The organism is Hwangdonia lutea (genome assembly GCF_032814565.1).
GTDB classification, from domain to species: domain Bacteria; phylum Bacteroidota; class Bacteroidia; order Flavobacteriales; family Flavobacteriaceae; genus Hwangdonia; species Hwangdonia lutea.
This window is the reverse complement of record NZ_CP136521.1, coordinates 1372461-1397780: the sequence shown is the minus strand read 5'-3', so window position 1 is coordinate 1397780 and position 25320 is coordinate 1372461. Positions and strand designations below refer to the sequence as shown.

22 protein-coding genes are annotated in these 25320 nt (G+C 35.2%); 12 read left to right on the top strand and 10 right to left on the bottom strand.

Annotation, left to right across the window (positions count from 1 at the left end; translation table 11 throughout):
* Positions 1-132: 132 nt before the first annotated feature.
* The 3 genes from RNZ46_RS06000 to purN all read right to left on the bottom strand — a co-directional run bounded on the left by RNZ46_RS06000 (position 133) and on the right by purN (position 2424).
* A complete protein-coding gene (locus RNZ46_RS06000; protein WP_316984474.1) occupies positions 133-1059 on the bottom strand; it encodes a PfkB family carbohydrate kinase in 927 nt (308 codons plus the stop codon).
* Between the two features lie 56 nt (positions 1060-1115).
* Positions 1116-1757, bottom strand: coding sequence for a ribonuclease H family protein (locus tag RNZ46_RS05995; protein ID WP_316984473.1), 642 nt, complete (start codon positions 1755-1757; stop codon positions 1116-1118).
* Positions 1758-1860: 103 nt separating this feature from the next.
* Positions 1861-2424 carry a phosphoribosylglycinamide formyltransferase gene (gene purN, locus RNZ46_RS05990; RefSeq protein WP_316984472.1) on the bottom strand — a complete coding sequence of 188 codons (564 nt, stop codon included), beginning with the start codon at positions 2422-2424 and terminating at the stop codon, positions 1861-1863.
* 273 nt (positions 2425-2697) lie between these two features.
* Here purN and RNZ46_RS05985 point away from each other — a divergent pair, with 273 nt between their 5' ends.
* The 7 genes from RNZ46_RS05985 to RNZ46_RS05955 all read left to right on the top strand — a co-directional run bounded on the left by RNZ46_RS05985 (position 2698) and on the right by RNZ46_RS05955 (position 12162).
* Positions 2698-2931: an acyl carrier protein gene (locus RNZ46_RS05985; protein WP_007647141.1), complete on the top strand. Its 234-nt coding sequence runs from the start codon at positions 2698-2700 to the stop codon at positions 2929-2931.
* Between the two features lie 12 nt (positions 2932-2943).
* A complete protein-coding gene (fabF, locus tag RNZ46_RS05980) occupies positions 2944-4194 on the top strand; it encodes a beta-ketoacyl-ACP synthase II (RefSeq protein ID WP_316984471.1) in 1251 nt (416 codons plus the stop codon).
* Between the two features lie 7 nt (positions 4195-4201).
* Positions 4202-4942 carry a ribonuclease III gene (rnc, locus tag RNZ46_RS05975; protein ID WP_316984470.1) on the top strand — a complete coding sequence of 247 codons (741 nt, stop codon included), beginning with the start codon at positions 4202-4204 and terminating at the stop codon, positions 4940-4942.
* 119 nt (positions 4943-5061) lie between these two features.
* A complete protein-coding gene (locus tag RNZ46_RS05970) occupies positions 5062-5547 on the top strand; it encodes an IPExxxVDY family protein (protein ID WP_316984469.1) in 486 nt (161 codons plus the stop codon).
* Positions 5547-6989, top strand: coding sequence for a pyruvate kinase (pyk, locus tag RNZ46_RS05965; RefSeq protein WP_316984468.1), 1443 nt, complete (start codon positions 5547-5549; stop codon positions 6987-6989). Before RNZ46_RS05970 ends, pyk begins: the two co-directional genes overlap by 1 nt.
* 372 nt (positions 6990-7361) lie before the next feature.
* Entirely contained in the window at positions 7362-10802 is a 3441-nt protein-coding gene (gene mfd / locus RNZ46_RS05960; protein WP_316984467.1) for a transcription-repair coupling factor, read from the top strand.
* Positions 10803-10833: 31 nt separating this feature from the next.
* Entirely contained in the window at positions 10834-12162 is a 1329-nt protein-coding gene (locus RNZ46_RS05955; RefSeq protein ID WP_316984466.1) for a TlpA family protein disulfide reductase, read from the top strand.
* Between the two features lie 52 nt (positions 12163-12214).
* Here the strand turns inward: RNZ46_RS05955 and RNZ46_RS05950 are convergent, their stop codons facing one another.
* The gene (locus RNZ46_RS05950) at positions 12215-12574 is read right to left on the bottom strand and encodes a YraN family protein (RefSeq protein WP_316984465.1); all 360 of its coding nucleotides are present in this window, start codon (positions 12572-12574) and stop codon (positions 12215-12217) included.
* Between the two features lie 420 nt (positions 12575-12994).
* Here RNZ46_RS05950 and RNZ46_RS05945 point away from each other — a divergent pair, with 420 nt between their 5' ends.
* Genes RNZ46_RS05945 through RNZ46_RS05925 form a run of 5 tightly spaced genes read left to right on the top strand, consistent with a single transcriptional unit; the run spans position 12995 to position 15572 of the window.
* Positions 12995-13411 carry an OsmC family protein gene (locus tag RNZ46_RS05945; RefSeq protein ID WP_316984464.1) on the top strand — a complete coding sequence of 139 codons (417 nt, stop codon included), beginning with the start codon at positions 12995-12997 and terminating at the stop codon, positions 13409-13411.
* Positions 13412-13436: 25 nt separating this feature from the next.
* Positions 13437-13772, top strand: coding sequence for a carboxymuconolactone decarboxylase family protein (locus RNZ46_RS05940; protein WP_316984463.1), 336 nt, complete (start codon positions 13437-13439; stop codon positions 13770-13772).
* A gap of 13 nt (positions 13773-13785) precedes the next feature.
* On the top strand, positions 13786-14499 hold the full coding sequence (locus RNZ46_RS05935) for an SDR family oxidoreductase (RefSeq protein ID WP_316984462.1): 714 nt from the start codon (positions 13786-13788) through the stop codon (positions 14497-14499).
* A 19-nt stretch (positions 14500-14518) separates the two neighbouring features.
* A complete protein-coding gene (locus tag RNZ46_RS05930; RefSeq protein ID WP_316984461.1) occupies positions 14519-14866 on the top strand; it encodes a DUF488 domain-containing protein in 348 nt (115 codons plus the stop codon).
* Positions 14867-14900: 34 nt separating this feature from the next.
* Positions 14901-15572 (top strand): ferredoxin reductase domain-containing protein, encoded by a 672-nt coding sequence (locus RNZ46_RS05925; RefSeq protein WP_316984460.1) that lies wholly within the window; start codon positions 14901-14903, stop codon positions 15570-15572.
* Here the strand turns inward: RNZ46_RS05925 and RNZ46_RS05920 are convergent.
* From RNZ46_RS05920 to RNZ46_RS05895, 6 genes are all read right to left on the bottom strand, one after another.
* A complete protein-coding gene (locus RNZ46_RS05920) occupies positions 15556-15714 on the bottom strand; it encodes a PDDEXK family nuclease (protein WP_316984459.1) in 159 nt (52 codons plus the stop codon). The genes RNZ46_RS05925 and RNZ46_RS05920 overlap by 17 nt on opposite strands.
* A gap of 12 nt (positions 15715-15726) precedes the next feature.
* The gene (locus RNZ46_RS05915; protein WP_316984458.1) at positions 15727-17691 is read right to left on the bottom strand and encodes a DUF3857 domain-containing protein; all 1965 of its coding nucleotides are present in this window, start codon (positions 17689-17691) and stop codon (positions 15727-15729) included.
* 10 nt (positions 17692-17701) lie between these two features.
* A complete protein-coding gene (locus RNZ46_RS05910) occupies positions 17702-19618 on the bottom strand; it encodes a DUF3858 domain-containing protein (protein WP_316984457.1) in 1917 nt (638 codons plus the stop codon).
* Positions 19618-22908, bottom strand: coding sequence for a tetratricopeptide repeat protein (locus RNZ46_RS05905; RefSeq protein WP_316984456.1), 3291 nt, complete (start codon positions 22906-22908; stop codon positions 19618-19620). Before RNZ46_RS05905 ends, RNZ46_RS05910 begins: the two co-directional genes overlap by 1 nt.
* A gap of 136 nt (positions 22909-23044) precedes the next feature.
* A complete protein-coding gene (locus RNZ46_RS05900) occupies positions 23045-24205 on the bottom strand; it encodes a metal ABC transporter permease (protein WP_316984455.1) in 1161 nt (386 codons plus the stop codon).
* Complete coding sequence (locus RNZ46_RS05895) at positions 24198-25319, bottom strand: metal ABC transporter permease (RefSeq protein WP_316984454.1); 1122 nt, start codon at positions 25317-25319, stop codon at positions 24198-24200. The genes RNZ46_RS05900 and RNZ46_RS05895 overlap by 8 nt, the downstream gene beginning before the upstream one ends.
* Position 25320: the final 1 nt, after the last annotated feature.

Genomic DNA, 25320 nt, shown 5'->3' with positions numbered 1-25320 from the left:
GCTTTCGCGGAAATTATAAATTGTTCAGATTCCTGCTTTCGCAGGAATGACAAATTTTTGATACCAAAATAAAAACTCATTTTGGAGGTTTGTTTTAAATTAAAAACGCGCTCTATTTTTGAGCGCGTTGGTTTATGCTAATTCTATATCAAACTGCGTTAATTGCTTAAATTGCAATAAGCGTCTGTGAACTTCTTCATTCGTTAGATTCACCATACGTTCGGTTCCAAATTTTTCAACGCAAAACGAGGCCAATGTCGAGCCGTATATTACGGCGTTTTTCATGTTATCGAACGAGGTGTCTCCTGTTTTTGCAATGTAACCGGCAAATCCTCCGGCAAAGGTATCGCCAGCACCCGTTGGATCGAAAACCTCCTTAAGCGGTAAAGCAGGTGCAAAAAACACATGGTCATGATGAAACAATAAGGCTCCGTGCTCTCCTTTTTTAATCACGACGTATTTGGGTCCCATAGCGTGTATTTTTTGTGCTGCGACTACCAATGAATATTCACCGGTTAACTGTCGGGCTTCTTCATCGTTTATGGTAATCACATCAACACGTTTTATAACGTTATGTAAATCATCTAATGCGGAATCCATCCAAAAATTCATAGTATCTAAAATAACCAACTTTGGTTTGGAATTCATTTGGTCTAACACGCTTAGTTGGACGATAGGATGTAAATTTCCTAACATAACCACATCGGCTTCACGATAATTTTCTGGTACAACAGGATTAAAATCGGCGAGCGTATTTAGTTCTGTTACGAGTGTGTCTCTGGAATTCATGTCGTTATGGTAGCGTCCGCTCCAAAAAAACGTTTTACCTTCTTTTACGATTTCCACTCCGGAGAGATCGATATTTTTGTTTGATAATAAATCGAGATAATCTTGAGGAAAATCGCCACCTACAACAGATACGGCTGTGGCATCAACATTAAAATGAGACGCTGCAAGACCTATAAAAGTGGCCGCACCACCAAGAATTTTATCGGTTTTTCCGAAAGGCGTTTCAATGGCATCAAAAGCCATGGTGCCCACTATTACTAATTTACCCATAAAAAGGTGTTATAATTTTTTGCAAATATAAGTGTTTTATGTGCTAATAAACGAATTTATTTCCGCCCAAAATCCGCAGGAATTTCTCCCCAAGCTTTGGTTTCCCATTTTACAATAACGGTTTTGTAGCTATTGGTATTTAGCCAATCAATGGCTCTATCAACAAGTTCAAAAAGGGTTTTGTTTTTTTCGTTACGAGGTAACTTCGTGTTGCATTTTTTCTTTTTCACCCAACTTATGGCGGTTCTAGAATCGGTATATAATATGCGGTCGCTATTGTTTTTTTTAAGCAGTGCCAAGCCATGTACAATAGCCAGAAACTCACCTATATTATTGGTGCCCTCTTCAAAAGGGCCTTGAATAAAGAGTTGCTTTTTTGTTTTGGTATCAACACCTCTATACTCCATTTTTCCGGGGTTTCCGCTGGAAGCGGCATCAACTGATATGGAATTGTAATTGGGTTGCCCTATTTTTTTAAGTTGGGCTTCAGAAAGTTCGCTTTTAAACTTTGTTGTTTTCCCGATGTAATCTTTATAGTTTCCTGTTAGCGCGTTTTTTGCGGCATTAAAGGTTGAAAACGATTTGTAAACGGCACCTTGGTAATCTTTAATTTGGGCTTTGCAATCGTTCCAAGATTCAAAAACGCCTGTTTTGTGGCCTTTCCAAACGGTGTAATATTTTTTCTTTTTTTTACTCATTTGGTCATTCCTTTTAAGGCGGAAATTTTAATAAATATGATATGTTTTTTCTTTGACACGAATTTCAATAATTAACACTAAATATTTTGGGATTTAGTTTTTGTTATTTGAGTAATTGATTAACAACTTTTGGAAAATGTTCCATCTCCAATTCATGAATCTTAGCCGCAACATCTTCGGCTGAATCATTTGGATCTACATCACATGTCGCTTGAAAAATAATGGCGCCTTCATCATAATGTTCATTTACATAATGGATGGTAATACCAGTTTCGGTTTCGTTGTTCGCAACCACGGCCTTGTGCACATGCATACCGTACATGCCTTTGCCGCCATATTTTGGTAATAAAGCCGGATGCACATTAATAACTTTATTTGGGAATGCATTTAAAATATTATCGGGGAATTTCCATAAAAAACCTGCCAACACGATTAAATCTGGTTGCGATGCTTTTAAAATATTTAAAACATCATCGGTTTGGGTAAGGGCTATTTTATTGAATGACAATGCACTTACCTTCAGTTTTTTACAGCGCTCTAAAACTTTGGCATGAGGATTGTTGGTAAGCACCTGAATAACAGACGCATTATGGCTGTTTTGAAAAAACTTAATTAAATTTTCAGCATTAGTACCACTTCCGGACGCAAAAATTACAATACGTTTCATCTGTTGGTTTGTATTTTAAAATTAATATCAGGTGTCATTCGTAAATCGAATTTACAACAATGTTCAGCAAAATTATCGGGCTCATTTCATTTTATAGCCAATAATGTTAATATTATTCAAACAAAAAAAATAATTATTAACAATTAGCTGCAAAAATATAAATACTTAAAAGTAATTTTAGTAAATTACCGACACATTTTTAGAGTAAAGGTGTGTTTTAAAAATAAAGTTTTTTATTTTTGCCAACTAATTAAAACTTAAAATTAAAATATTATGTCAGACATTGCATCAAGAGTAAAAGCGATTATCGTTGATAAATTAGGAGTTGATGAAAACGAAGTTGTAACAGAAGCTAGCTTCACAAACGATTTAGGAGCAGACTCTTTAGACACTGTAGAATTAATTATGGAATTTGAAAAAGAATTCGATATCCAGATTCCAGACGATCAAGCTGAAAACATTGCAACAGTAGGTCAAGCTATATCTTATATTGAGGCTGCAAAATAAGCACTAGAATTTATGGAAATAAAGCGAGTTGTAGTCACAGGATTAGGGGCTTTAACACCAATTGGCAATACCAAAGATGAATATTGGGACGGTTTAGTTAGTGGTAAAAGTGGTGCTGCGCCTATAACGTATTATGATACCGAAAAGTTTAAAACCAAATTCGCTTGCGAGGTTAAAAACTTTAACGCAACAGATTTTCTTGATAGAAAGGAAGCGCGGAAAATGGATAAGTTTGCACAATATGCTATGGTAGCGGCAGACGAGGCCATTGAAGACGCCAAATTAAACCTTGAGAAAGTTGATAAATTGCGTGTTGGTGTTATATGGGGCGCTGGTATTGGTGGATTGGAAACCTTTCAGCAAGAAGTTTTAAACTTTGCAGAAGGCGATGGCACACCAAGATTTAACCCATTCTTTATTCCTAAAATGATAGCAGATATTGCACCTGCAAACATCTCTATAAAACATGGTTTTATGGGGCCAAATTACACCACGGTTTCAGCCTGTGCATCTTCAGCCAACGCGATGTTCGATGCTCTAAACTCCATACGTTTAGGGTACTGCGATGTAGTTGTAACGGGAGGAAGTGAAGCAGCTGTAACCATTGCCGGAATGGGCGGCTTTAATGCGATGCACGCACTATCTACAAGAAACGAAAGCCCAGAAACAGCTTCGAGACCTTTTGATGGAACCCGCGACGGTTTTGTTTTAGGTGAAGGCGCTGGCGCTTTAATTTTAGAAGAGTACGAGCATGCCAAGGCAAGAGGCGCTAAAATTTATGCCGAAGTAGCGGGTGGAGGATTATCTTCCGATGCTTACCATATGACCGCACCACATCCGGAAGGTATTGGTGTTGTTGAGGTCATGAAAAATTGTTTAAGGGATGCAGGGCTACAGCCAGAAGATGTAGACCATATTAATACCCATGGAACATCGACACCTTTAGGAGATGTGGCAGAGCTTAAGGCCATCTCAAAAGTGTTTGGTAGTCATGCTAAAAGCATAAATATTAATTCAACAAAATCAATGACAGGGCACTTGTTGGGTGCGGCTGGAGCTATTGAAGCCATATCGGTTATTTTGGCGATGGAGCATGGCATTGTGCCACCAACCATTAACCATACGACGGTGGATGAGAACATTGATCCCGAATTAAATTTAACATTAAACAAGGCTCAAAAACGAGATGTTAAAGTAGCTATGAGTAATACATTTGGATTTGGCGGACATAACGCTTGTGTATTATTCAAAAAACTAGATTGAATCCCGAATGAAAAACATTCGTAACATATTAAATTCCCGTTTTAAACGCAACGGGAATTTTTTTATACAATTAACTGAAATCCTTGGGTTTAAACCCAAAAAGATAAAGGTTTACAGTACGGCTTTTACACATCGCTCAATGAATATTAAAGATGGTAAAGGTAATGCTGTTAATTACGAACGTTTAGAGTTTTTGGGCGATGCCATGTTAAGTTCTGTTATTGCGTCGCATTTATATCTAGAAGTGCCTAGTGGCGATGAAGGCTATCTTACAAAAATGCGATCTAAAATTGTAAGTAGAGAACATTTAAACGAATTGGGGAGAGACTTAAACCTCATAGATTTAGTAGAGAGCAAAATTCCGTCAGGGCAATTTGGAGACAACATTCACGGCAATTTATTTGAAGCTTTGGTAGGCGCTATTTTTTTAGATAGAGGTTATAAATACTGCGAGAAGTTTATATTTAAACGTGTTATAATTCCTTATGTGGATATTGAAACCTTAGAAGGAAAAGTGATTAGCTACAAAAGTCTGCTGATTGAGTGGTGCCAAAAAGAAAAGAAAACATTTAGGTATAATGTTTACGAAGATACTGGAAATGACGAGGTTAGGCATTTTTCGGTAAAACTGTCAATTGATGATAAAGTTATTGCCAAAGCCAGAGCCACATCAAAGAAAAAAGCCGAAGAAAAAGCTTCAAAGCGTGCTTTTTTTGCCTTTCAGAAAAGGATGTCAAAAATGATTTAAAAACACCCACTTAGGCAAATCAACTATAACGTTTTAGTAGTTTTTATCGTTAAGATTAAGGTAAACTTATTACAATTAACTATATTAAGTACTATATTTACGGTTATTAATGATGAGTTATGGCTGTTCACAAACTTGTTTTAGATGATGTTGAAGAAGCACTGTACACCTTAATTGCAATTCATTGCACGATTGAAGATTACAGGTTAGCTTATCTTCTTAATAAACATTTAGGAATAAATCTTGTCAGAAAACCGAGGGATTTAGATTTTAACAAAGATAAATCAGCCTATTCTATTTTTGAGTGGAAAGATGATAAGCAGCTCACAACGTGGAGTTTGGTGTCTAATATTTGTAAGAATCATGAAGCGTTGCCACAAAACAATCAGCAATCATTATTTAACACACAAGATCAGATTACAAAAACATTTAATTTAATACCCGAACATAAAGGCGTAAACTATTTTTTAAAAATAGATAACGGCAACAATTTTAGTAAAGAAGCTTATATTTTAAATAATATTCTAGGTATTCCGCAAGTTGCCACTGCTTTTAGCGTTGATGTAAATCAACTAAAATCAAAAGATAATTTAATTTTTAACTAATGCCGATAAGAAAAAAAACCAAAATAGTAGCCACATTAGGGCCAGCCACAAGCACTAAGGAAATTTTAAAAGGGATGCTTGAAGAAGGGGTTAATGTATTTAGAATTAACTTTTCCCATGCCAAATATGAAGATGTTGAAGCCCGTATAAAAATGATACGCGAACTCAATAAAGAGCTTGGGTATACGGCGGCCATTTTAGCCGATTTACAAGGACCTAAACTTCGTGTGGGCGTAATGAAAGGCGATGTTGTTGTTAATGAAGGCGATGAAATTACCTTTGCAACAGGCGAGCGTTTTGAAGGTACAAAAGACCGGGTTTTTATGACCTACGATAAGTTTCCGCAAGATGCAAACCCAGGTGAGCGTATTCTTTTAGACGACGGAAAATTAATTTTTGAAGTGGTTTCAACCGATAAAAAATCCGAAGTAAAGGCACGCGTAATTCAGGGTGGACCACTAAAATCGAAAAAAGGCGTAAACCTTCCCAACACCAATATTTCCCAACCAGCCTTAACGGAAAAAGATATTGAAGATGCCATTTTTGCCATTGGGCAAGGTGTCGATTGGATTGCATTGTCATTTGTACGTCATGCCGAAGATTTAATGGAACTGCGCGATTTAATTAAGAAGCATAACGATTATAAAATTCCTATTATCGCTAAAATCGAAAAACCGGAAGCCGTTGAAAACATTGATAAAATCATAGCGCACTGCGATGGATTGATGGTAGCTCGTGGTGATTTAGGCGTTGAAGTACCAGCTGAAGAAGTTCCGCTTATTCAAAAGCAACTGGTATTACGTGCTAAAAAAGCTAGAATTCCGGTAATTATTGCAACGCAAATGATGGAAACCATGATTTCCAGTTTAACCCCAACAAGGGCAGAAGTAAACGATGTTGCTAACTCGGTAATGGACGGTGCCGATGCTGTAATGCTTTCGGGCGAAACCTCGGTTGGTAGTTATCCCGTGCAGGTTATTAAACAAATGGCAGATATTTTAATAAGCGTCGAAAACTCCGATTTAATTAAAGTACCGCAATTGCCACCACATATTCGTACCAATCGTTACATTACAAAATCCATCTGTTATCACGCGGCAAATATGGCCAACGAAATTAATGCCAAAGCCATTTCAACCCTAACAAACAGTGGTTATACCGCGTTTCAAATTTCAGCGTGGAGACCATCATCGCACATATTGGTGTTTACCTCGAACAAGCGAATTTTAACGCGTCTTAGCCTGTTGTGGGGCGTTCAAGCCTTTTACTACGATAAGTATGTAAGCACCGACCAAACCATTGAAGATGTTAACGACATAGCCTGTAAAAAAGGCTATTTAGAAACAGGCGATATGTTAATAAGCTTAGCCGCAATGCCGATTAAGGAAAAAGGCATGGTAAACACACTTCGAGTTACCGAAATTACAAGTTGTAGCTTTTAAGTAATTAGGCGTTACCCTTTTTAAGAATAATAAAAAGGGTCGCGCTTTCCACTATATCTTTTTAAAGGCACCGTCTTTGCGAGGACGAAGGACGAGGCAATCTGTAAAATTTTAGTTTTTTGTGAAATTAATTCTTTCCATTTATTTAAAAAGGATAGTTTTATCCTGAGCACAGTCGAAGGGTTTCAATCGCTAACGCAAAACCAGACTAACATTTTTAATCTTAAGTTCAAAATTAAAAATACCTAGACTCAGGTGTGCCCAAAAAAAATCGTTGTCGCTGTTTAAAAATAAACCTTTGCGAATTTCTGTTAAATCCATATAAAAATAATTCTAAACCGTATATTTGCAATCGTAAAATTCATTAATTAGGTGAGTAAATCCATCCTCTCGCAAACCTATTCACAGACTTTGCACATGCAAAATCTGCAAGGTGCTATTGCCCAAACTCAAAGTAAAATACATTTAAAAGGGCTCGTTGGCTCCTCTTTGTCCTTTGTAATTTCCAGCGTTTTCAAGCAGGCCAACAAGCCATTTTTATTAGTGTTTAACGACAAGGAAGAGGCCGCACATTACCTAAACGATTTAGAGCAATTGTGCAACCCCAAAGACGTGTTGTTTTACCCGGGCAGTTACCGAAGGCCTTACCAAATAGAGGAAACCGATAATGCTAACGTGCTGCTTCGTGCCGAGGTTTTAAACCGCATTAATTCGCAAAAGAAACCGGCCATAATTGTAACCTATCCCGATGCACTATTCGAGAAAGTGGTCACTAGAAAAGAGTTGGAACGCAACACTTTAAAAGTGTCGGTAGACGATAAAATATCCATCGATTTTGTAAACGAAGTATTGTTTGAATATCAATTTAAACGCGTCGATTTTGTAACCGAACCCGGAGAGTTTTCGGTGCGCGGTGGTATTGTGGATGTGTTTTCGTTTTCGCATGACCAACCCTATCGTATCGAGTTTTTTGGTGATGAGGTAGACAGTATCAGAACTTTTGATGTGGAAACCCAACTCTCGGTAGAACAGATTAAAAAAGTCAATATTATCCCTAATGTTGCCAATAAGCTTATTGAGGAAAAGCGCCAAAGTTTCTTAAAATACATCGCTCAAAAAACGGTGGTTTGTTTTAAAAATGCCGACTTGTTTTTTTCAAGAATAGACGATTTTTATGAAAAGGCTGAAGACGCTTTTAAGGCACTCAATTCAGAATTAAAACACGCCGAACCCCAAATGCTGTTTGCTAATTCGGCCGTATTAAAAAAGCAATTATTGGATTTTTCTATTGTTGAGTTTGGAACAACATCGGTTTTTAATAATAACGTCATTGCGAGTGAAACGTCGCAATCTGTTTCAAAGGAAGAGATTACCACACTTCGACTGCGCTCAGTGCAGGCTGAACAAGCTCCTCGTAATGATGTAAACGAAATCACCTTCAACACCACGCCACAACCCGCATTTAATAAACAATTCAATCTTTTAATAGAAGACTTAAATACTAACAACAAAAAAGGTTATACCAATTATATTGCCTGTATAAGCGAGCAGCAAGCCAAACGTTTTCATGATATTTTTGATGATTCAAATCTCGACGTCAAGCAATATCAAACCATCATTTTATCATTATATCAAGGTTTTATCGATCACGATAACAAAATGGTGTGTTATACCGATCATCAAATTTTTGAGCGCTATCATAAATTTCACCTTAAAAATGGTTACGCTAAAAAGCAGGCCATTACCCTAAAAGAGCTTACTAGTTTAGGTATTGGTGATTATGTAACGCATATCGACCATGGTGTTGGGCGTTTTGGCGGCCTTCAAAAAATAGATGTCGAGGGTAAAAAACAAGAAGCTATAAAATTGGTTTACGGTGAACGCGATGTACTGTATTTAAGCATTCATTCGTTACATAAAATCACCAAGTTTAACGGTAAAGATGGCAAACCACCAAAGATTTATAAACTAGGCAGTAAAGCTTGGAAAACCTTAAAGCAAAAAACCAAAGCGCGCGTAAAACACGTTGCCTTTAATTTAATAAAACTTTACGCTAAACGAAAAACACAAAAGGGCTATCAGTACAAGCCAGACAGCTATTTGCAACACGAATTGGAAGCCTCTTTTATTTATGAGGATACACCAGACCAAATTACGGCAACTGCCGATATTAAAGCCGATATGGAAAGCGAACGCCCTATGGATAGATTGGTGTGTGGCGATGTTGGTTTTGGTAAAACGGAAGTGGCCATTCGCGCTGCTTTTAAAGCCGTTGATAACGGAAAACAAGTGGCTGTTTTGGTACCAACTACCATTTTGGCATACCAGCACTCCAGAACGTTTAAGCAGCGTTTAAAGGACTTTCCAGTTACCGTAGATTACGTAAACCGCTTTAGAACCGCCAAAGAAAAACGAGAAACTTTGGAAGGTCTGGAAAAAGGACATGTTGATATTATTATCGGCACGCATCAGCTCGTTAATAAAAACGTTAAGTTTAAAGATTTGGGATTGTTGATTGTTGACGAAGAGCAGAAATTTGGTGTATCCGTAAAGGAAAAATTAAAAACCCTAAAAGATAATGTAGATGTGCTAACGCTAACCGCAACACCAATTCCGCGTACCTTGCAATTTAGTTTAATGGCGGCTCGCGATTTATCGGTTATCACAACACCGCCACCAAATCGTTACCCCATTGAAAGTCATGTTATCCGATTTAACGAAGAAACCATTCGCGATGCGGTGAGTTATGAGATTCAAAGGGGCGGGCAAATATTTTTTATTCACAATCGCATAGAAAATATTAAAGAAGTCGCCGGTATGCTGCAACGTTTGGTGCCCGATGCTAAAATTGGCATTGGTCACGGGCAAATGGATGGCAAAAAATTAGAGCAGCTCATGCTGGCTTTTATGGATGGCGAATTTGATATTTTGGTGAGCACTACCATTGTTGAAAGCGGACTGGATGTGCCAAATGCCAACACCATTTTTATCAATAATGCCAATAATTTTGGGTTGAGCGATTTGCATCAAATGCGTGGGCGAGTTGGGAGAAGCAATAAAAAAGCATTCTGTTATTTTATAACACCAGAATACTCGGCAATGACTGAAGATGCCCGAAAACGCATCACGGCTTTAGAGCAATTTACAGAACTTGGAAGTGGGTTTAATATAGCCATGAAAGATTTAGAAATCCGTGGCGCAGGCGATTTATTAGGAGGAGAACAAAGCGGGTTTATTAATGAAATAGGATTTGATACCTATCAAAAAATACTAAACGAAGCCATTGAAGAACTCAAGGAAAACGAGTTTAAGGATTTGTATAACGACGATAAAACCGATAAGGTTTATGTAAAAGAGGTAACGATTGACACCGATTTTGAGTTGTTGTTTCCCGACGATTACGTAAATAATATTACAGAACGCTTAAACTTGTACACGCAATTAAACAACCTAAATACTGAAGCGGAATTACAAAAATTTGAAACCGAACTCATCGACCGTTTTGGCGAGTTGCCAACACAAGTGACCGATTTACTAAATAGTGTCCAATTAAAATGGATCGCTACCAAATTAGGATTTGAAAAAATTATTATGAAAAAAGGCAAATTTGTTGGGTATTTTGTAAACGATCAACAAAGTCCGTATTACCAAAGCGATAACTTTACAAAAGTTCTTAAATTTGTACAATCCAACCCGGGAATTTGTAAAATGAAAGAAAAGCAAACCCGAAATGGTTTAAGGTTATTATTAACTTTTGAATCTGTTAAATCTGTAAAACAAGCCTTAGCAATTTTAAAACCTATAATGGCTTAATTATTGTTCTATTAAAATTAAATTAAAACCCATGTTAAAACGTATTGTTGCCTTAGTAGTTTTACTGCCAAATGTATTTTTTGGGCAGCACACTATTAAAGGTACATTTACTCCAGCCGAAGATTTCAATGTGGCACTGCTTTATAAAGTAACTCCAACAGTTTCAGAATATATTACAAATTCCGAAATTAAAGACGGCTTGTTTGAGTTTAAATTAGATTCAACAGCAACAAAAGGCATGTACAGAATTGTTTATGCGATTCCGCAAGAAGACTATAATTTTGATGTTATTTACAACGGAAAAGAAGATATTGAACTCGCATTTAATTCTGAAACCGGCGTAGAATTTAAGTCCTCATCAGAAAACAAATTATTGGCATCCTATAAAAACAGCATGTCCATGATAACCCACAGTATTGGTAAGTTTTACAGAGAAGAAGGTAAAGATACCATGGCCTTAAAATCTATTTTCAAAACCCAACGCGAAGCCCAGTCTAATTTCGAATCGTTGGCCAAAGGCACCATAGCATTAGAGTTTATTAAAGCAAATACACCGTATATTCCTGAAAAATTCGAAGATGTAAAAACCTATGTCTCTAATTTAAAAACACATTATTTTGACCATGTAGATTTCAACAATAAAACATTGCAAAGCTCCAACTTTTTTGATGAGCGGATGTTAAATTATGTGTTTGGATTATCTTATGGCGATGTAGATGAATTTACCAATTATAAAAATAATATTGATGCTTTTTGCCATGCGATGAAAAACGCTCCAAACGAAACCAAAAGGGTTTTACTGATAGATTTATGGCAGCAAATGGTGGATTTAGGATTCGAAAATGTAGCTAATTATATTTCTGAAACCTATTTAATTGATGTTGCTAAATCTCTGGGTGATGACGAATTGGTTGAAGGATTAAGCTTATTTAAAAACACCTCAATAGGAAGCAAAGCGCCAGATTTTTCATTTCAAATTGAAAAATCAGGAGGTAAAACCAACAAAAAATTAAGCGAAATAAATATTGCCGAACGTTACATCATTGTATTTTGGAGCAGCTCATGTTCGCATTGTTTAGACGAGATCCCACAATTGCAGTCCTTTGTAAAAACACAAGAAGCGGGAAAGTTGAAAGTAATTGCCATAGCTCTGGAAGATGAGCCACAAGCATGGAAAAACATAATTAAAAATTATCCGGAATTTATACACGTTTATGGTGAGGGCAAATGGGATAATAAAATTGGCGATGCTTATGGTGTAACAGCCACACCAACGTATTTCATTTTAAACAAAGCCAAGGAAATTATTGCAAAACCGGCAGATGTTGAGGCTTTAAAAATGTTTTTTGAAGCTGAATAATTTTCGGAAAGCTAGTCATTCCTGCCTTCGAAGGAATGAATAAAACTAATGATTAGAAATGATAAAAAGCATTTTCTAAATGCTCAATGGCATAGTTGTTCTTTTCCTTAACAATGGCAACAATATCAAAACGCACTTCAACATCTAAATCGTTAACCGTTACATATTCATCAACCGCTTTTACGAGCCGTTGAATTTGTTTGGGTTTTACAAAATCTTGCGGGTTTCCAAAATCTGTAGTAGAGCGTGTTTTAACTTCAATAATGGCAAGAACATCTTTTTTTTGCGCAATAATATCAACTTCGGCTTTATCGAAACGGTAGTTGCGTTCAATGATGTCGTATCCGTTTTTCATCAGAAAATCGACGGCTAATTGTTCGCCTTTTTTACCCAATTCGTTGTGTTGTGCCATAACGTTATCTTTACTTAAAACTTAAAAATAAGTCTTTTTGCTATCTTAAAATACAAACTAGAAATTATTTTGCAATATATTCTCATAATGATTGGTTCTGCAAAACGGTGTATTTCTTAGTTTATATCGGATAAATTTGTCCAAATTAATTATTTTTTGTAATTTTAGTGAAATAGGGTGTTGTTTTCTTTATGCACTAAATAGGCCTACTCAAATTTTCTTGTGTAAATATTATACTGAAATATTCATGCGTTGCTATGAATAAAAGACAGTTGAATAACTACAAAACTAAAGCAATTAAATCTTGATACTTCTATGTCTTAACGTAGATAGTAGCTAAGTGCGTTGTGAATTTTTAGTCATAGTTTCTAAAAACAAAAACAACACCTCTCATTTAATAATCAATAAAATCTAGATGATATGAAACGTACAGCAAATGCCGTTTGGAGCGGCTCGTTAAAAGATGGCGAAGGTGCGATAAGCACTCAAAGTAAAGTATTAAACGAATCTGAATACAGTTTTCATTCTCGTTTTGGCGACGGCAAAAGTACTAATCCAGACGAACTATTGGCAGCAGCGCACGCCGGTTGTTTTGCTATGGCATTAAGCAATATTTTAGGCGAAGCTGGTTATACACCAGATACTTTAAACGTAACGGCAACCGTGTCTATGGATACCGATAAGTTAGAACTCACAGAGTCTCATTTAAAGCTTAAAGCGAAAATCCCGAATATCGATACGGATAAATTCATGGAATGTGCCAACGCTGCCAAGGATAATTGCCCTGTGAGCAAAGCATTGAGTTTTAAAATTACTATGGATGCCGAACTGCAGTAAAATTACTAACCTATAAAAGTATATTATGGACCAAACATCACTTTTTCCAAAAACAACACGAACGCTTTTAGATAAAAAAGCAGCCTTGGCATCAGACAACATTGAAGCTTGGCGCAATTTTAGCATAACCATTTTTAAAGCGGGCGCTCTGGATGAAAAAACCAAGCAACTTATAGCCATAGCTGTTGGCCATGTAACCCAATGCCCATACTGTATTAGGGCGCACACATCTCAAGCTATGCGAAAAGGCGCCAGTAAAGAAGAAATTATGGAAGCCATTTGGGTAGCCTCCGAAATGCGTGCAGGTGCTGCTTATGCCCATGCCACGATTGCCATGGATGAAATGGAAAAACAGGAATAACAAGTCATTACAAATGAATCTGAAATCTAAAATAGCCATAATTACTGGTGCCAGTAAAGGCTTAGGGGCAGCGATTTCTTCCGCATTAATTTCAAACGATACTTTGGTTTATGGTTTAGCTCGCAATGCGGACCTTCTAAATAATTTGAAAAACCAATTGGGGAAAAGATTTGTTCCTGTGGTTATGGACATTTCCAATCAAAACACTCTAAATTCTTGGGTGGAAAAAACCTTTTCCAAAACACATACACCCGATATCCTAATCAACAATGCAGGTTCGGGATATTTTGGAAAAATTGACGCTTTGACATCTGCACAATGGCACAGCATGATCAACACCAATATCAATGGATTGTTTTACATGACTTCTCAAATTGTGCCTTTAATGAAACAAAACAAAAACACCTGCCATATTGTTAACATTGGTTCTATTTTAGGAAAAACCACAAGATCGGAAGGGGCAGCTTATTGCCTTACAAAATATGGGGTTCAAGGTTTTTCGGAAGCGCTTTTTAAAGAATTACGCTCAGATAAAATTAAAGTGTCTTGCGTAAACCCTGGGTCTATCGCAACCGATTTTTTCAAGGATTCAGGAATACAAAAGCACAACCAAATGATGCATCCAAAAGATGTAGCAGATATCATTGTTAATCTATTAAAAACTCCCGATAATATGCTAATCGATGAAATTACACTAAGACCGCTCATTCCGAAACCAAAGCATTGATACCTAAATATTCATTTTGATGAAAACAATAAAAACAAAAAGAATCTATGAGGATCCTGCAAAACATGATGGCTATCGAATTCTGGTCGATCGTATTTGGCCACGTGGCGTATCAAAACAAGATGCCAAACTCGACGATTGGAACAAAAACATTGCACCTTCCGAAAAACTAAGAAAATGGTTCGATCACGACCCCGATAAGTTTGAAGAATTCGAAGAAAAATACCAAAAGGAACTTGAAAACAAATCAGAGGATTTAAACCGTATTCGCGAGCATGCCAAAAGCAAAACCGTAACCTTGCTTTATGGTGCTAAAGACACCAAACACAACCAAGCCGTTGTACTTAAAACCGTTTTAGAAGCATAGAACTATATGTTTTACACAATTAATCCATAACACAATGAAAACGCAAATTGTTACCATAAAATCGATATCGCAAACCACGCATGATGTTTTGTGCATTACTACTGAAAAACCTAAAGAACTACAGTTTAAGCCGGGGCAAGCCACCGAAGTTTTTATAAATAAACCCGGATGGGAAACCAAAGGGCGTCCTTTTACATTCACCTGTCTTCCAAGTGATGACGATGTGGAATTTATAATAAAAACTTACCCAGACCACAGCGGTGTTACCAATAAATTACTGAAATTACAAACAGGCGACGAGCTTATTCTAAATGATATTTTTGGAGCTATTGCCTATAAAGGAGAAGGTACGTTTATTGCTGGAGGCGCTGGCATCACCCCTTTTATTTCTATTTTAAGAGACTTGAAATCGAAAAATAAATTGGAGAAGAACACCCTTATTTTTGCCAATAAAACTTCTAAGGATATTATTTTAGAGGATGAATTGCAAGATATGTTGGGTAACAATTTTATCAATATCCTTTCGGAAGAAAAAACGGAACAGTACGCACATGGTTTTGTTACAAAAGAGTTTCTTAAAAAAAATGCCGTTTCGTTAAACAGTCATTTTTATGTTTGTGGACCACCACCGATGATGGATGCCGTAAACGAGCAACTAAGTGCTTTGAACGTTGATTCGGATAAAATTATCACTGAAGCGTTTTAAAGTATTCTTTTTGCGCAATAATATCAACTTTGGCTTTATCAAAACGGTAGTTGCGTTCAATGATGTGTCGTATCCGTTTTTCAACAGAAAATCGACGGTTAATTAGTTCGCCTTTTTCACCCAATTCGTTGTGTTGTGCCATGGTTAAACTAGTTTATATAGGCTCTAAAACAAGCACCAATTTGTTAAAATCTGCAGCACTATTGATTACCGTTCTGTAATCTTCATAATTATTAGTTTCAATAATATTTTCGCGATAATGTTCATCTGCAGTAATGACTAAAAGATTATCATTTAGTTTGTAATGTGAATGAAAAATAAGTAACTCATCCCCATCTTTATCAAAAGTGTTTTTAATATTAATGTCCTTAAGGTTCGCTACTTTATATCCTTTTGGAATTTTTATATTTATAGTCCTGTAATAGCTTCTAGTAAATTCATTTTCTACAGGTAATATGCGTTCTTTTTCTTGATACATTTGCATTTGCTCACCAATTAATTCACCTACTTTAAACAAATATTTTTTACCAGCTTTTTCTATAAATACTTCAGAATTAAAATTTAAAAGAAACTGAATGGGCTTTACGCCAAATAATTCTGGGTCTCCGTTAACAAGTTCCTTTTCTGTAATTTCAACAGCTTTATTTATGTTTTTGGCAAACCCTTCAATTAACTCCGTTTTTGCTTCGTCTTTAACCAAATGTATAAACGGTTGAAAATACATGGCGTAGTATCCACTCATAGAACGATCTAATTTTATGTTACAGCTAGATATGTTGTCTTCTTTAAAATCAATATCCAGAATCATTTTATCTACTGTTTTTTCAGCTTTAATGGGCTGTATATATTTAACTCGCCCTATGCCTGAAACAAAATTGCCTACTTTTACTTCTTTAATAAAAAGCCCGTAATTATCTGTTAAATAGGCCGGTGGAAATCCATACCTCGAATTCAATTCAGTGGGAGATAAATAGGCTTTTGTTTTGTTGAAATAGATTAAAAAATCGGTTAAAAAATTATTGGCCTCAAAGTTTTTGTCGAACTTTAACTCTTGTCTGTCGCTGGTAATAACTATTTCATGCTTTATATTTAAACTTTTAAAAAGTGCTAAATACAGTTTAAGCACGCCGACTTCGTTTGCTATTTTTTTATTTAAAACCTCATTCAAGTCTTTAAAATTGTCGCTTCCATCTTCTGTAATAAATACATTGGCTTTTATAAAAAACTCAAGTTTTCTTAAGAAAGATTCTTCATCTAAATCTTCGCCCATTGTAGCTTCTTTAATAAACTTATTTAATAGGTTTTGCGTTTTACTGTTTAATTTTTCGTAGTAGTACGCGTATATGTTTTGCGCCACTTTTCCATAAGATGAAATGTCTTTGGAGTTATCGGCAGTATTTCTGTCTAATTTATAAACCACAAAGTTTTTTGAAGCATGGTAAGCTGATACTTCTTCTTTTTGGAGCGCATCAACGTTATCCATTTTTAGCAACCAATGATTTTTGTTTTTTGAAAGTGTATCTAATTTAACCTCTGGCGTATTGTTGTAGGTTTTAAAATCGAAGATTAGGTTTTTAGGCGCGTATAAATCAAACTCAACATTTTTTTTGTTATAATCGGTTTGAAATGTTATTCTGTTTCCTTTATATCTGGGATATCTTTGAACAACATAGTAATACTCAATAAAACTTCCTTTTTCTATACCTTCAAAGGCGAAGAATTTATAATGTTTGCCAGTTTCCTCATCTTGGGCGGTTAAAATTTTCGATTTATCCAACTCTTGAATCTCGCCATTCTTTTTTATAACCCTTGCTTTATTGATTTTTAACTCGGAAGTGGAAGAATACGGCAAATAAATCTTGTTAAACTGTTCTATTTTATCATCAGAATTCAACCATAACACCCGGTGCTCAAGAAAATACTCAACCAGTCCTCCTTTTTGAAAGTAAAATTCAGTAAGTATTTTGTCTTTTAAGGCTATAATTGATGCTTCATTACCTTCTTCAATTTTATATATGGGGTTTTCGTCCCATGCATAGGTTTTGTAAAAAAGGTCGTTTTGTGATGAAGCTATTTGAATAGCGAAAACAAATATGAGTATAAATTTAATTTTTAGCATGTGATGTGAATTATGATTTTTTGAGAATAATAACTTCATTAAAAGCTTTTTCTATTTTCTTTATTAAAGAGTTGACTTGACTTTGTTCGTTTAAGTTTAAATTAATAAAGTTTAAACGGTAGGAATGATTATAAACAATACGGTCTTTTTTAACCGTGTAAGTGATGCTGCTCGATAAGTAGTCGTTAGAGAAGCTTACGTTTTCCGGCACATAATCTATAGCATATCCTTCAGGAATAATTAGGGTAGTTGTGTAGTTAAATGCATTTGTATGTTTGTATTCAATATCGTTTTTTCTGTCTTTTTCGGTTTTGTAAGAAGATAAATCTTTAATTAAATTTAGGTTTAAATATATTTCGTCTCCTAGTTTTTTGGCATAGCCGTTTATGGTAAAATCATAATTTACAATAAGGTTTTTTTCGTAATCAAATTTGTTGGTTTCAGAAAAAGAGTTGATTAAAAATTTGTTGTTTCCTTTTTGCAATCGACCGTTGTAAAAGGCTTTTATTTTTTCAGCAGTTGTTTCATTTTCTAAGTAATTAAAACAGTCTATTTTATTGTAACCAGAAATTTCCACCTTAGAGTTGCCTATTAAATTTTCGCCATTTAAATTTACGGTTGTGGTATCTATTACGGCATTTTTTTCTGCGGGAATAATTGGTACTTTTTTAATGACATAATTTGATGCGCCGTCTGCTATTAAGGCTTCTTTACCTTGAATGAATGATGTTGGAAAATCTATGGGAACGTACCTGCCAGTAGCATCTAAAAAGTATGTTTTACCATGGTTAGTGTAAGATAAAATCATATGATTATCTACAAGAGGCGTTGGCACTTCGTTGTAATTGTATGGTATACTTCGGGTACCTATCCAGGTTAAATCTCCTTTTAGGCCGGCAATTTCCAGCATTTTGTATAAAATACTTGAATTGTCTTTACAATCGCCATACTTTTTTTTAAACACATCATTGGCTTGTCTAGGAATAAATCCTCCAAGGGCATATTCAAAAGCGATATACTTTATGTTTTTTTGTGTCCAGTAATAAATGGCTTTAACTTTTTCTAAATCGGTAGTTTTATTTGCAGTAAGTTCTTCTACTAATTTTACAAGGTTTTCATCAACTTCTTCTTTATTAATGTCTTTTACTAAAGAGTAGTACCACGCATATAAGTCCGAGACATTTTTTGCTAGATTGTTGCTTGTGTTTTTTACTTTAAATGAAGTGATTATAGGAACAATGTGTGGCAATATTTTTTTATAAGTAGGGGCATTGGTTTCGTAATCGTATTCGTCCATGTTTTTAAGTTCCCAAGTATAAGTAACCGTATTTCTTTTCTCTTCTTTATTAAAAGCTATGTTTAAAGTATCTGTGTTAAATTCTTTAAATGATAAATTGATGTTTTTATCAACGATAATAGTTACTTTGTTGTTTATAATGGGAGAAAAATCACCAAAATAAAACGGGCTTAAAAACCGAGGGTTTTTTACAATTTCTGAATATTTTAAAACAGATTTTGAGCCTTTTTGAAGGTTGGGGAAAATAAAATTTAACGATTTGGTATCGTCGTAAAACGATTGGTCCATTTCATCTTTTTCTTTAAAATCGGTTACTTCAACCTCTTTGTATTTACCATCGGTATAAGTAAATGAAGAGGCTTCAACTTTATCCAATTCAAAAAAAGAAGAAAAATTCAATGCCTTTTTAGAGCTGTAATTTGCACTTTCGTCTAAATACAAATCTTCTTCTAAAAACTCTTGGGTAATATTAATAGTTTCGGCGTCAAGTTTTATTCTAACGGTAGTTTGTTGATTAAGTCTTACGGCTTTGGCGTTGGGATACAACTTTTTATATAGGTTAAACTCTTTAGATTCTTGAGCAAAACTAGCAACGCCTATTAACAAGAAAGTTAAAAATATTTTATGCATTATATATAGTTTTCAGATCGATAAATATCGCCGTTAAAGTAAAATTCTTTTTTTATTAATTTACCATCTTTACTATAGTAGTTGGCTTCACCTGTTTTTTCACCATTTTTATAGTTTATTTCTTCTTTTATATTTCCGTTTTCATAGTAGTTTTTAGTGGGGCCTTGTAAAACACCCATTTGGTATTTTTTATTGCTTTTCACTTTTCCATTAAAATAGTATTCTATGTCTGAGCCCTGATACTCGTTGTCTACAAAAGTTACTTCGTTTTCTATTTGTCCCGAATAATAAAAAGCTTTATAATTGTTTATTAAATCACCATTTTTATATTCCATTTCCCTGGCTATTTTTCCATTATTAAAATAGCTTTTGATTTTTCCTGTTTCATTTTTTAGCGGAATCATTGGTAATTCGGTTGATTCTGTATCTAAATAACTATAGCCTATAAGTGTTCCATGATTATAATAACGAATGAGCTGCACGTTTTCATTATAATCATAAAATACTTTTTTGCCATGTATTTTATCGTTAACATACTCGGTTGTATGGGCCTTTTTGCCATTGTTATAATAAACAGTTTGTTCGCCTTCAAGGGTGCCATAATCATAATGTGATTTGCTTTCAATCGTACCATTTTCAAAGTAGTCTTTAACTTCGCCGTTTAAATTTCCATGTAAATAGGTTCTTTCGCTTTCTATTTTTCCGTTTTCATAATACCATATCCATTTGCCGTCTTGTGCACCATTTGTATAATTACCTTCTAAAGCTATGTTCCCATAAAAATCATAATAAGCATATTTACCGTGCTTTATGCCGTTTACATATTCAATTTCTGTATCGGTTTTTTTATTGGCATATTGGTAAGTTAAAGTAAAATTGTTTTCCTGTGGCTTATAGTTTATTTCGCCCAAAGCATCGCCATTGGAATCATAGTAAACTTCGGATAACAGCTCTCCAAATTTGTACTTATAAATACGCTCTAACTTGCCTTCGCAACTGTAGAATTTTTGAATGCCGTGCAGTTTATCTTTATGATAGAAATTAATAATTTCTAACGTACCATCTATAAAATACGAGCGCCATTCGCCATGTGCTAAATTGTTTTTGTACCAGCCTTGTTGTTTTAATTGCCCATTTTTATAGAAGTTAGAAAAATAGCCGTGAAGCGAATCGTTTTTATAAATTGATTTAGACAGGATTTTTCCACTATTATAATAATTTATATACTCCCCAATCACGTTATTATCCGTATAATTTCCTTTGCCTGTTAATACGCCGTTTTGTGAATAAAACTCCCACGCTCCTTCTTTTCCACCTTTAATGTCGTATAGTCCTTTTGAAGCTGTGTTTCCATTTGGGTAATGTCCTTTAAATTGAAATTCGCCTCCTTTTTTTCTGCCTTCACTTATTATCTTTCCTTCTTTATCAAAATATTTATATTCAATAATTTCACCTTTTCTGTATAGATATTGATAGTATATTTTTCCATCGGTATCAAAATATTTATACACACCATTAATATAGCCTTTATCGTAAGTGTAATCTGCTTGAATCGTTCCGTCTCGGTAAAACGATTTCCACGGACCGTGGTAAAAGTTGTCTAAACTTTGTCCAATTTCATATACATTTCCGGTAGAATAATAGGTTTTATACGGACCACTAAATTCTCCGTTTTTGTAGTTGATTTCTGAGGAGGTGTTTTTGTTCCAATAGTATTTCTTTTCAAGACCATCTCTTTTACCGTTGGCAAAAGGCATTTTAGCATAAACATCGCCATTTGCATAGTACTCCGTAGCTATATCCTGAACGTTTCCGTTTTTATATGGGATGGAGAATTCAATTAATTCTTCACCTACGTTAAAAAACGATTTATACAAACCGTCTAACTCACCGTTTTTAAAATATTTATGTTGTAGTAAAGCACCTTTGTCGTTATAGTATTTGTAGGCGCCATTTAATTTATCATTTTCATAATTTGAAATAATATATGGTTTTCCGTTTTCGTGATATTGTAAATTTTCGCCGTTTAGCATACCGTTTTTATATATAGCGGTTTCTTTTGTTTTACCGTTTTCGTAGAACCAAGTCCACATATCGGTTTTCACGCCTTGGTCATTATATTTCCCTTCAGCTTTTAATTGTCCATTGTGATTGTAAAAGACCCATTTACCTACAGATGCTTCGTTATTTGTTTTTCCAATGCCTTCTACATACCCACCATAATAATTATAAGTTACCAATTGTTTTTTGCCTTCAAACAATACAGTGTTCTCTTTTAAAATACCATACCATTTGGTATAAAATGAATCCATAAACGAAGCGATTTCTTTTTTATTTTGCTCAATTACTTTCATGTATTTTTCATTTTGAATGCTGTATGAAAGTGTATAGGTAAAATGGTCAAAAAGATGGTTTTCTCGTATCCAATTAAACAAAGGCACGTATTTTTTGTTCCAAAACCCACCATTGCCTTCAAAATCTTCTAGTTGTGTTAAAAGCGCGTGATTTTGTTTAGTAAGGGAGATGTTAATTTTATTGCCTGTTTCGTAGTTTTTATTTAGAGCAATTTTGTTGTTTATAATCAAATCAATATCTTCAAAGGCTTCGTCATCGGGCGATATTTGAAAATCCGGATCAGCTTCATTTTCATTTTTATCTGATACAATATTATTTACAGATTTTAGTGTATTAAACGCACTTTCTTCATCATAGCTTAGCAGCAAATACATATTATAGCACATTAATGCTTGAGAAATAAGTTCCTGTTTATAACATAAATTACCTAATTGAAGGTGTGGTCGTGCGTAGGTTGGATTAAAAACTATAGCATTTTGGTAGGCTTCAATAGCTTCATTTAGTCTGTTTAATTTTTCTAAAACAACACCTTTGTTGTACCACAAAAGATAGTATTTTGGATAGGTTTTTAAACCATTGTTATAAATTTTTAAAGCGTCATCATATTTTTCTTTGTACGTGTAAGCTAAACCTTTGTTAATGTAGAATGACAGGTTGGAACCATTGCAATTTAAACGCAAGCCTTCGTTGGCAACCTCGATAGCTTCGTTATATTTTTCTAAATTTAGTAAGTAATACGACTTTGAAATTAAAGTGCTGCAGTAGGTAGAATCGTTTTTGTTTATCCTATTTAATATTTCAATTATTTCTTTTGAATCATCTGTTTGCGAAGCTTCTTCATAGATGCTATCATAATCGATAAGAGGAATTTTTTCTTGAGATAAAACGGTAAAATAAATTAGGAAAGAGATGGGAAAGAGTAATACTTTTTTCATAGGGAAAATTAAAAATGTGCGAAAAATATACATATTTTTATTGACTTTTACCCTAAAAAAGAAATTATTTAGTCGAAATGCTGAATTGAAATGAGGAATGGAATAACTCTCAAAATGATATATGTATTAATATTGGTTACCCTCTAAACAAAAAGAAATCGTCTTTCATGTGTTCAATTTCTGCATCTTCGTTGGTAATTATATAATCGATGGCTTGCGAAGTAAAATCGTCACCTTTTTCGGTTAACGAGACAATGTTGTTTTTAATTAAAATCATATTGTTTTTTAGCGCTAATTCCAATACGGTTTTCGAGCGTACTTTTTGCCAATTAATATGCTCGTTTAAATGATTAACATGGCGTTCTTCTTCTTCACTATGATTTTTTAAATGCAGTAAAAACGTTAATAAAGATACCTCTGTGCGCTGTTGTTTTTCTCTGTAAAGCACCGCAACGATGCCTTTTCGTGGGGCAAACAAATACACGATTAAAAACAGCAAACCTAACATACTTGTTATGGAGCCTGCAATTGAGGCATCGAGCCAATGAGCAAACCAATATCCGGAAATAGCACCAAATACTCCAAATGTTATGGCAAGTGCGAGCATTTTCTTTAAATCGGTTGTTAAAAGATAAGCCGTGGCAGCAGGCGCAATCATTAGCGCAACTACTAAAATAGCGCCAACAGCATCAAAAGCACCAACCGTTGTTATGGATGATACCGACATTAATCCGTAATGGATAATTGCTGGCGAAAAGCCAAGTGATGCCGCTAAACCAGCATCAAAAGTGCTTACTTTTAATTCCTTGAAAAAAGTAATTAATAGTGCCACTGTAACTATTAAAATGCTACCTATAATCCATAAAGATTTTGGGCCAACATCAACACCCGAAATGAGCAATCTATCAAAAGGTGCAAAAGCCAATTCACCCAATAAAACAGCATCGACATCTAAATGGACATCGTTGGCGTTTTTGGCAATCATAATCACACCAATACTAAACAGAGCCGGAAACACCAAGCCAATGGCGGTGTCTTCTTTTACCAAACCTGTTTTTTGAATATATTCCACTAAAATAACCGTAACAATTCCTGTTAAAGCAGCGAGCAAAATGAGCAAAGGCGAGTTGAGGTCTTGGGTAATAAAAAACCCGATTACAATGCCCGGTAAAATAGAATGGCTAATGGCATCGCTTATCATGGCCATTTTTCGGAGCACCAAAAATGTGCCTGGAATAGCACATGCTATAGCCACCAAACTCGCAATTAACTGTATTTCGATTTGAGCGCTATTCATCAGTTTGTTGATTGTATAAATTACAGGCGGTTTTAAAGCCTTCTTCAGTTAAACTCCACATGTTTCCATCTAGTTTTACATAGTTTTTTTTCACTAGTTTTTGAAGGCTTCCTCTGGTGTAGCCTTGAAAATTATTCAGTATTTTGATGGCATGCGGATGCGAAATGTTTTCGTGCGTTTCAGCAATATGATACATAAAAGCCAAGGTTTTATTAAGCTCTAAATCGCGTCTGTTTTTTATAAATCGGATTTGTTTAAATAACAACCCACGACTTGGAGAAAATACAAACGAAAACACCACAAATACGGCGGCGACCAAAACAATAATAGGACCTGTTGATAGGTTGTTTTGGCTGGCACTAATGGCAGTTCCGAAAACCCCTGAAAAAGCACCAAATACGGCAGCAAGCAAAATCATGGTGCTTAAACTGTTTGTCCATTGTCTAGCAGCGGCAGCAGGCGCCAATAATAAAGCACTCATTAAAACCACTCCAACGGTTTGTAGGCCTAAAACAATGGCCAAAACAATAAACGTGGTAATTAAAACATCGATAAACTTTGTGTTAAAACCCAAGGTTTTTGTGTAATCCGCATCAAATAATAGGATTTTAAATTCTTTCCAGAAGAGCAATAGTACCATGAGGCAAATGCCCGTAACTATGGCCATCAACCAAACATCGCTTACCACCAAAGTAGCGGCTTGTCCGAATAAATATTTATCCAAACCGGCTTGATTGGCATTGGGTTGTTTTTGAATAAAGGTAAGTAGTAACATACCAAATCCAAAGAATAAAGAGAGAATTAAACCCAAGGCGGTATCCGATTTTAAATGGGTTTTGGTGATGATACCGCGAATCCAAAACGTTCCAATTAATCCGCTCACCAAAGCACCCAATAAAAGTGTGTTGCTGTCTTTTGCGCCTGTAATTAAAAACGCTAGGGCAATGCCCGGTAGCGCTGCGTGTGAAATGGCATCACCTAAAAGGCTTTGTTTTCTGAGTACGGCGAAACTACCAAGCATACCGGTTACCGCGCCTAAAATGGCTGTTCCGAGTGTGATGGTTCGTAGTGTGTAATCACTGAATACTAATTTTATGTATTCTGTTATATCCATT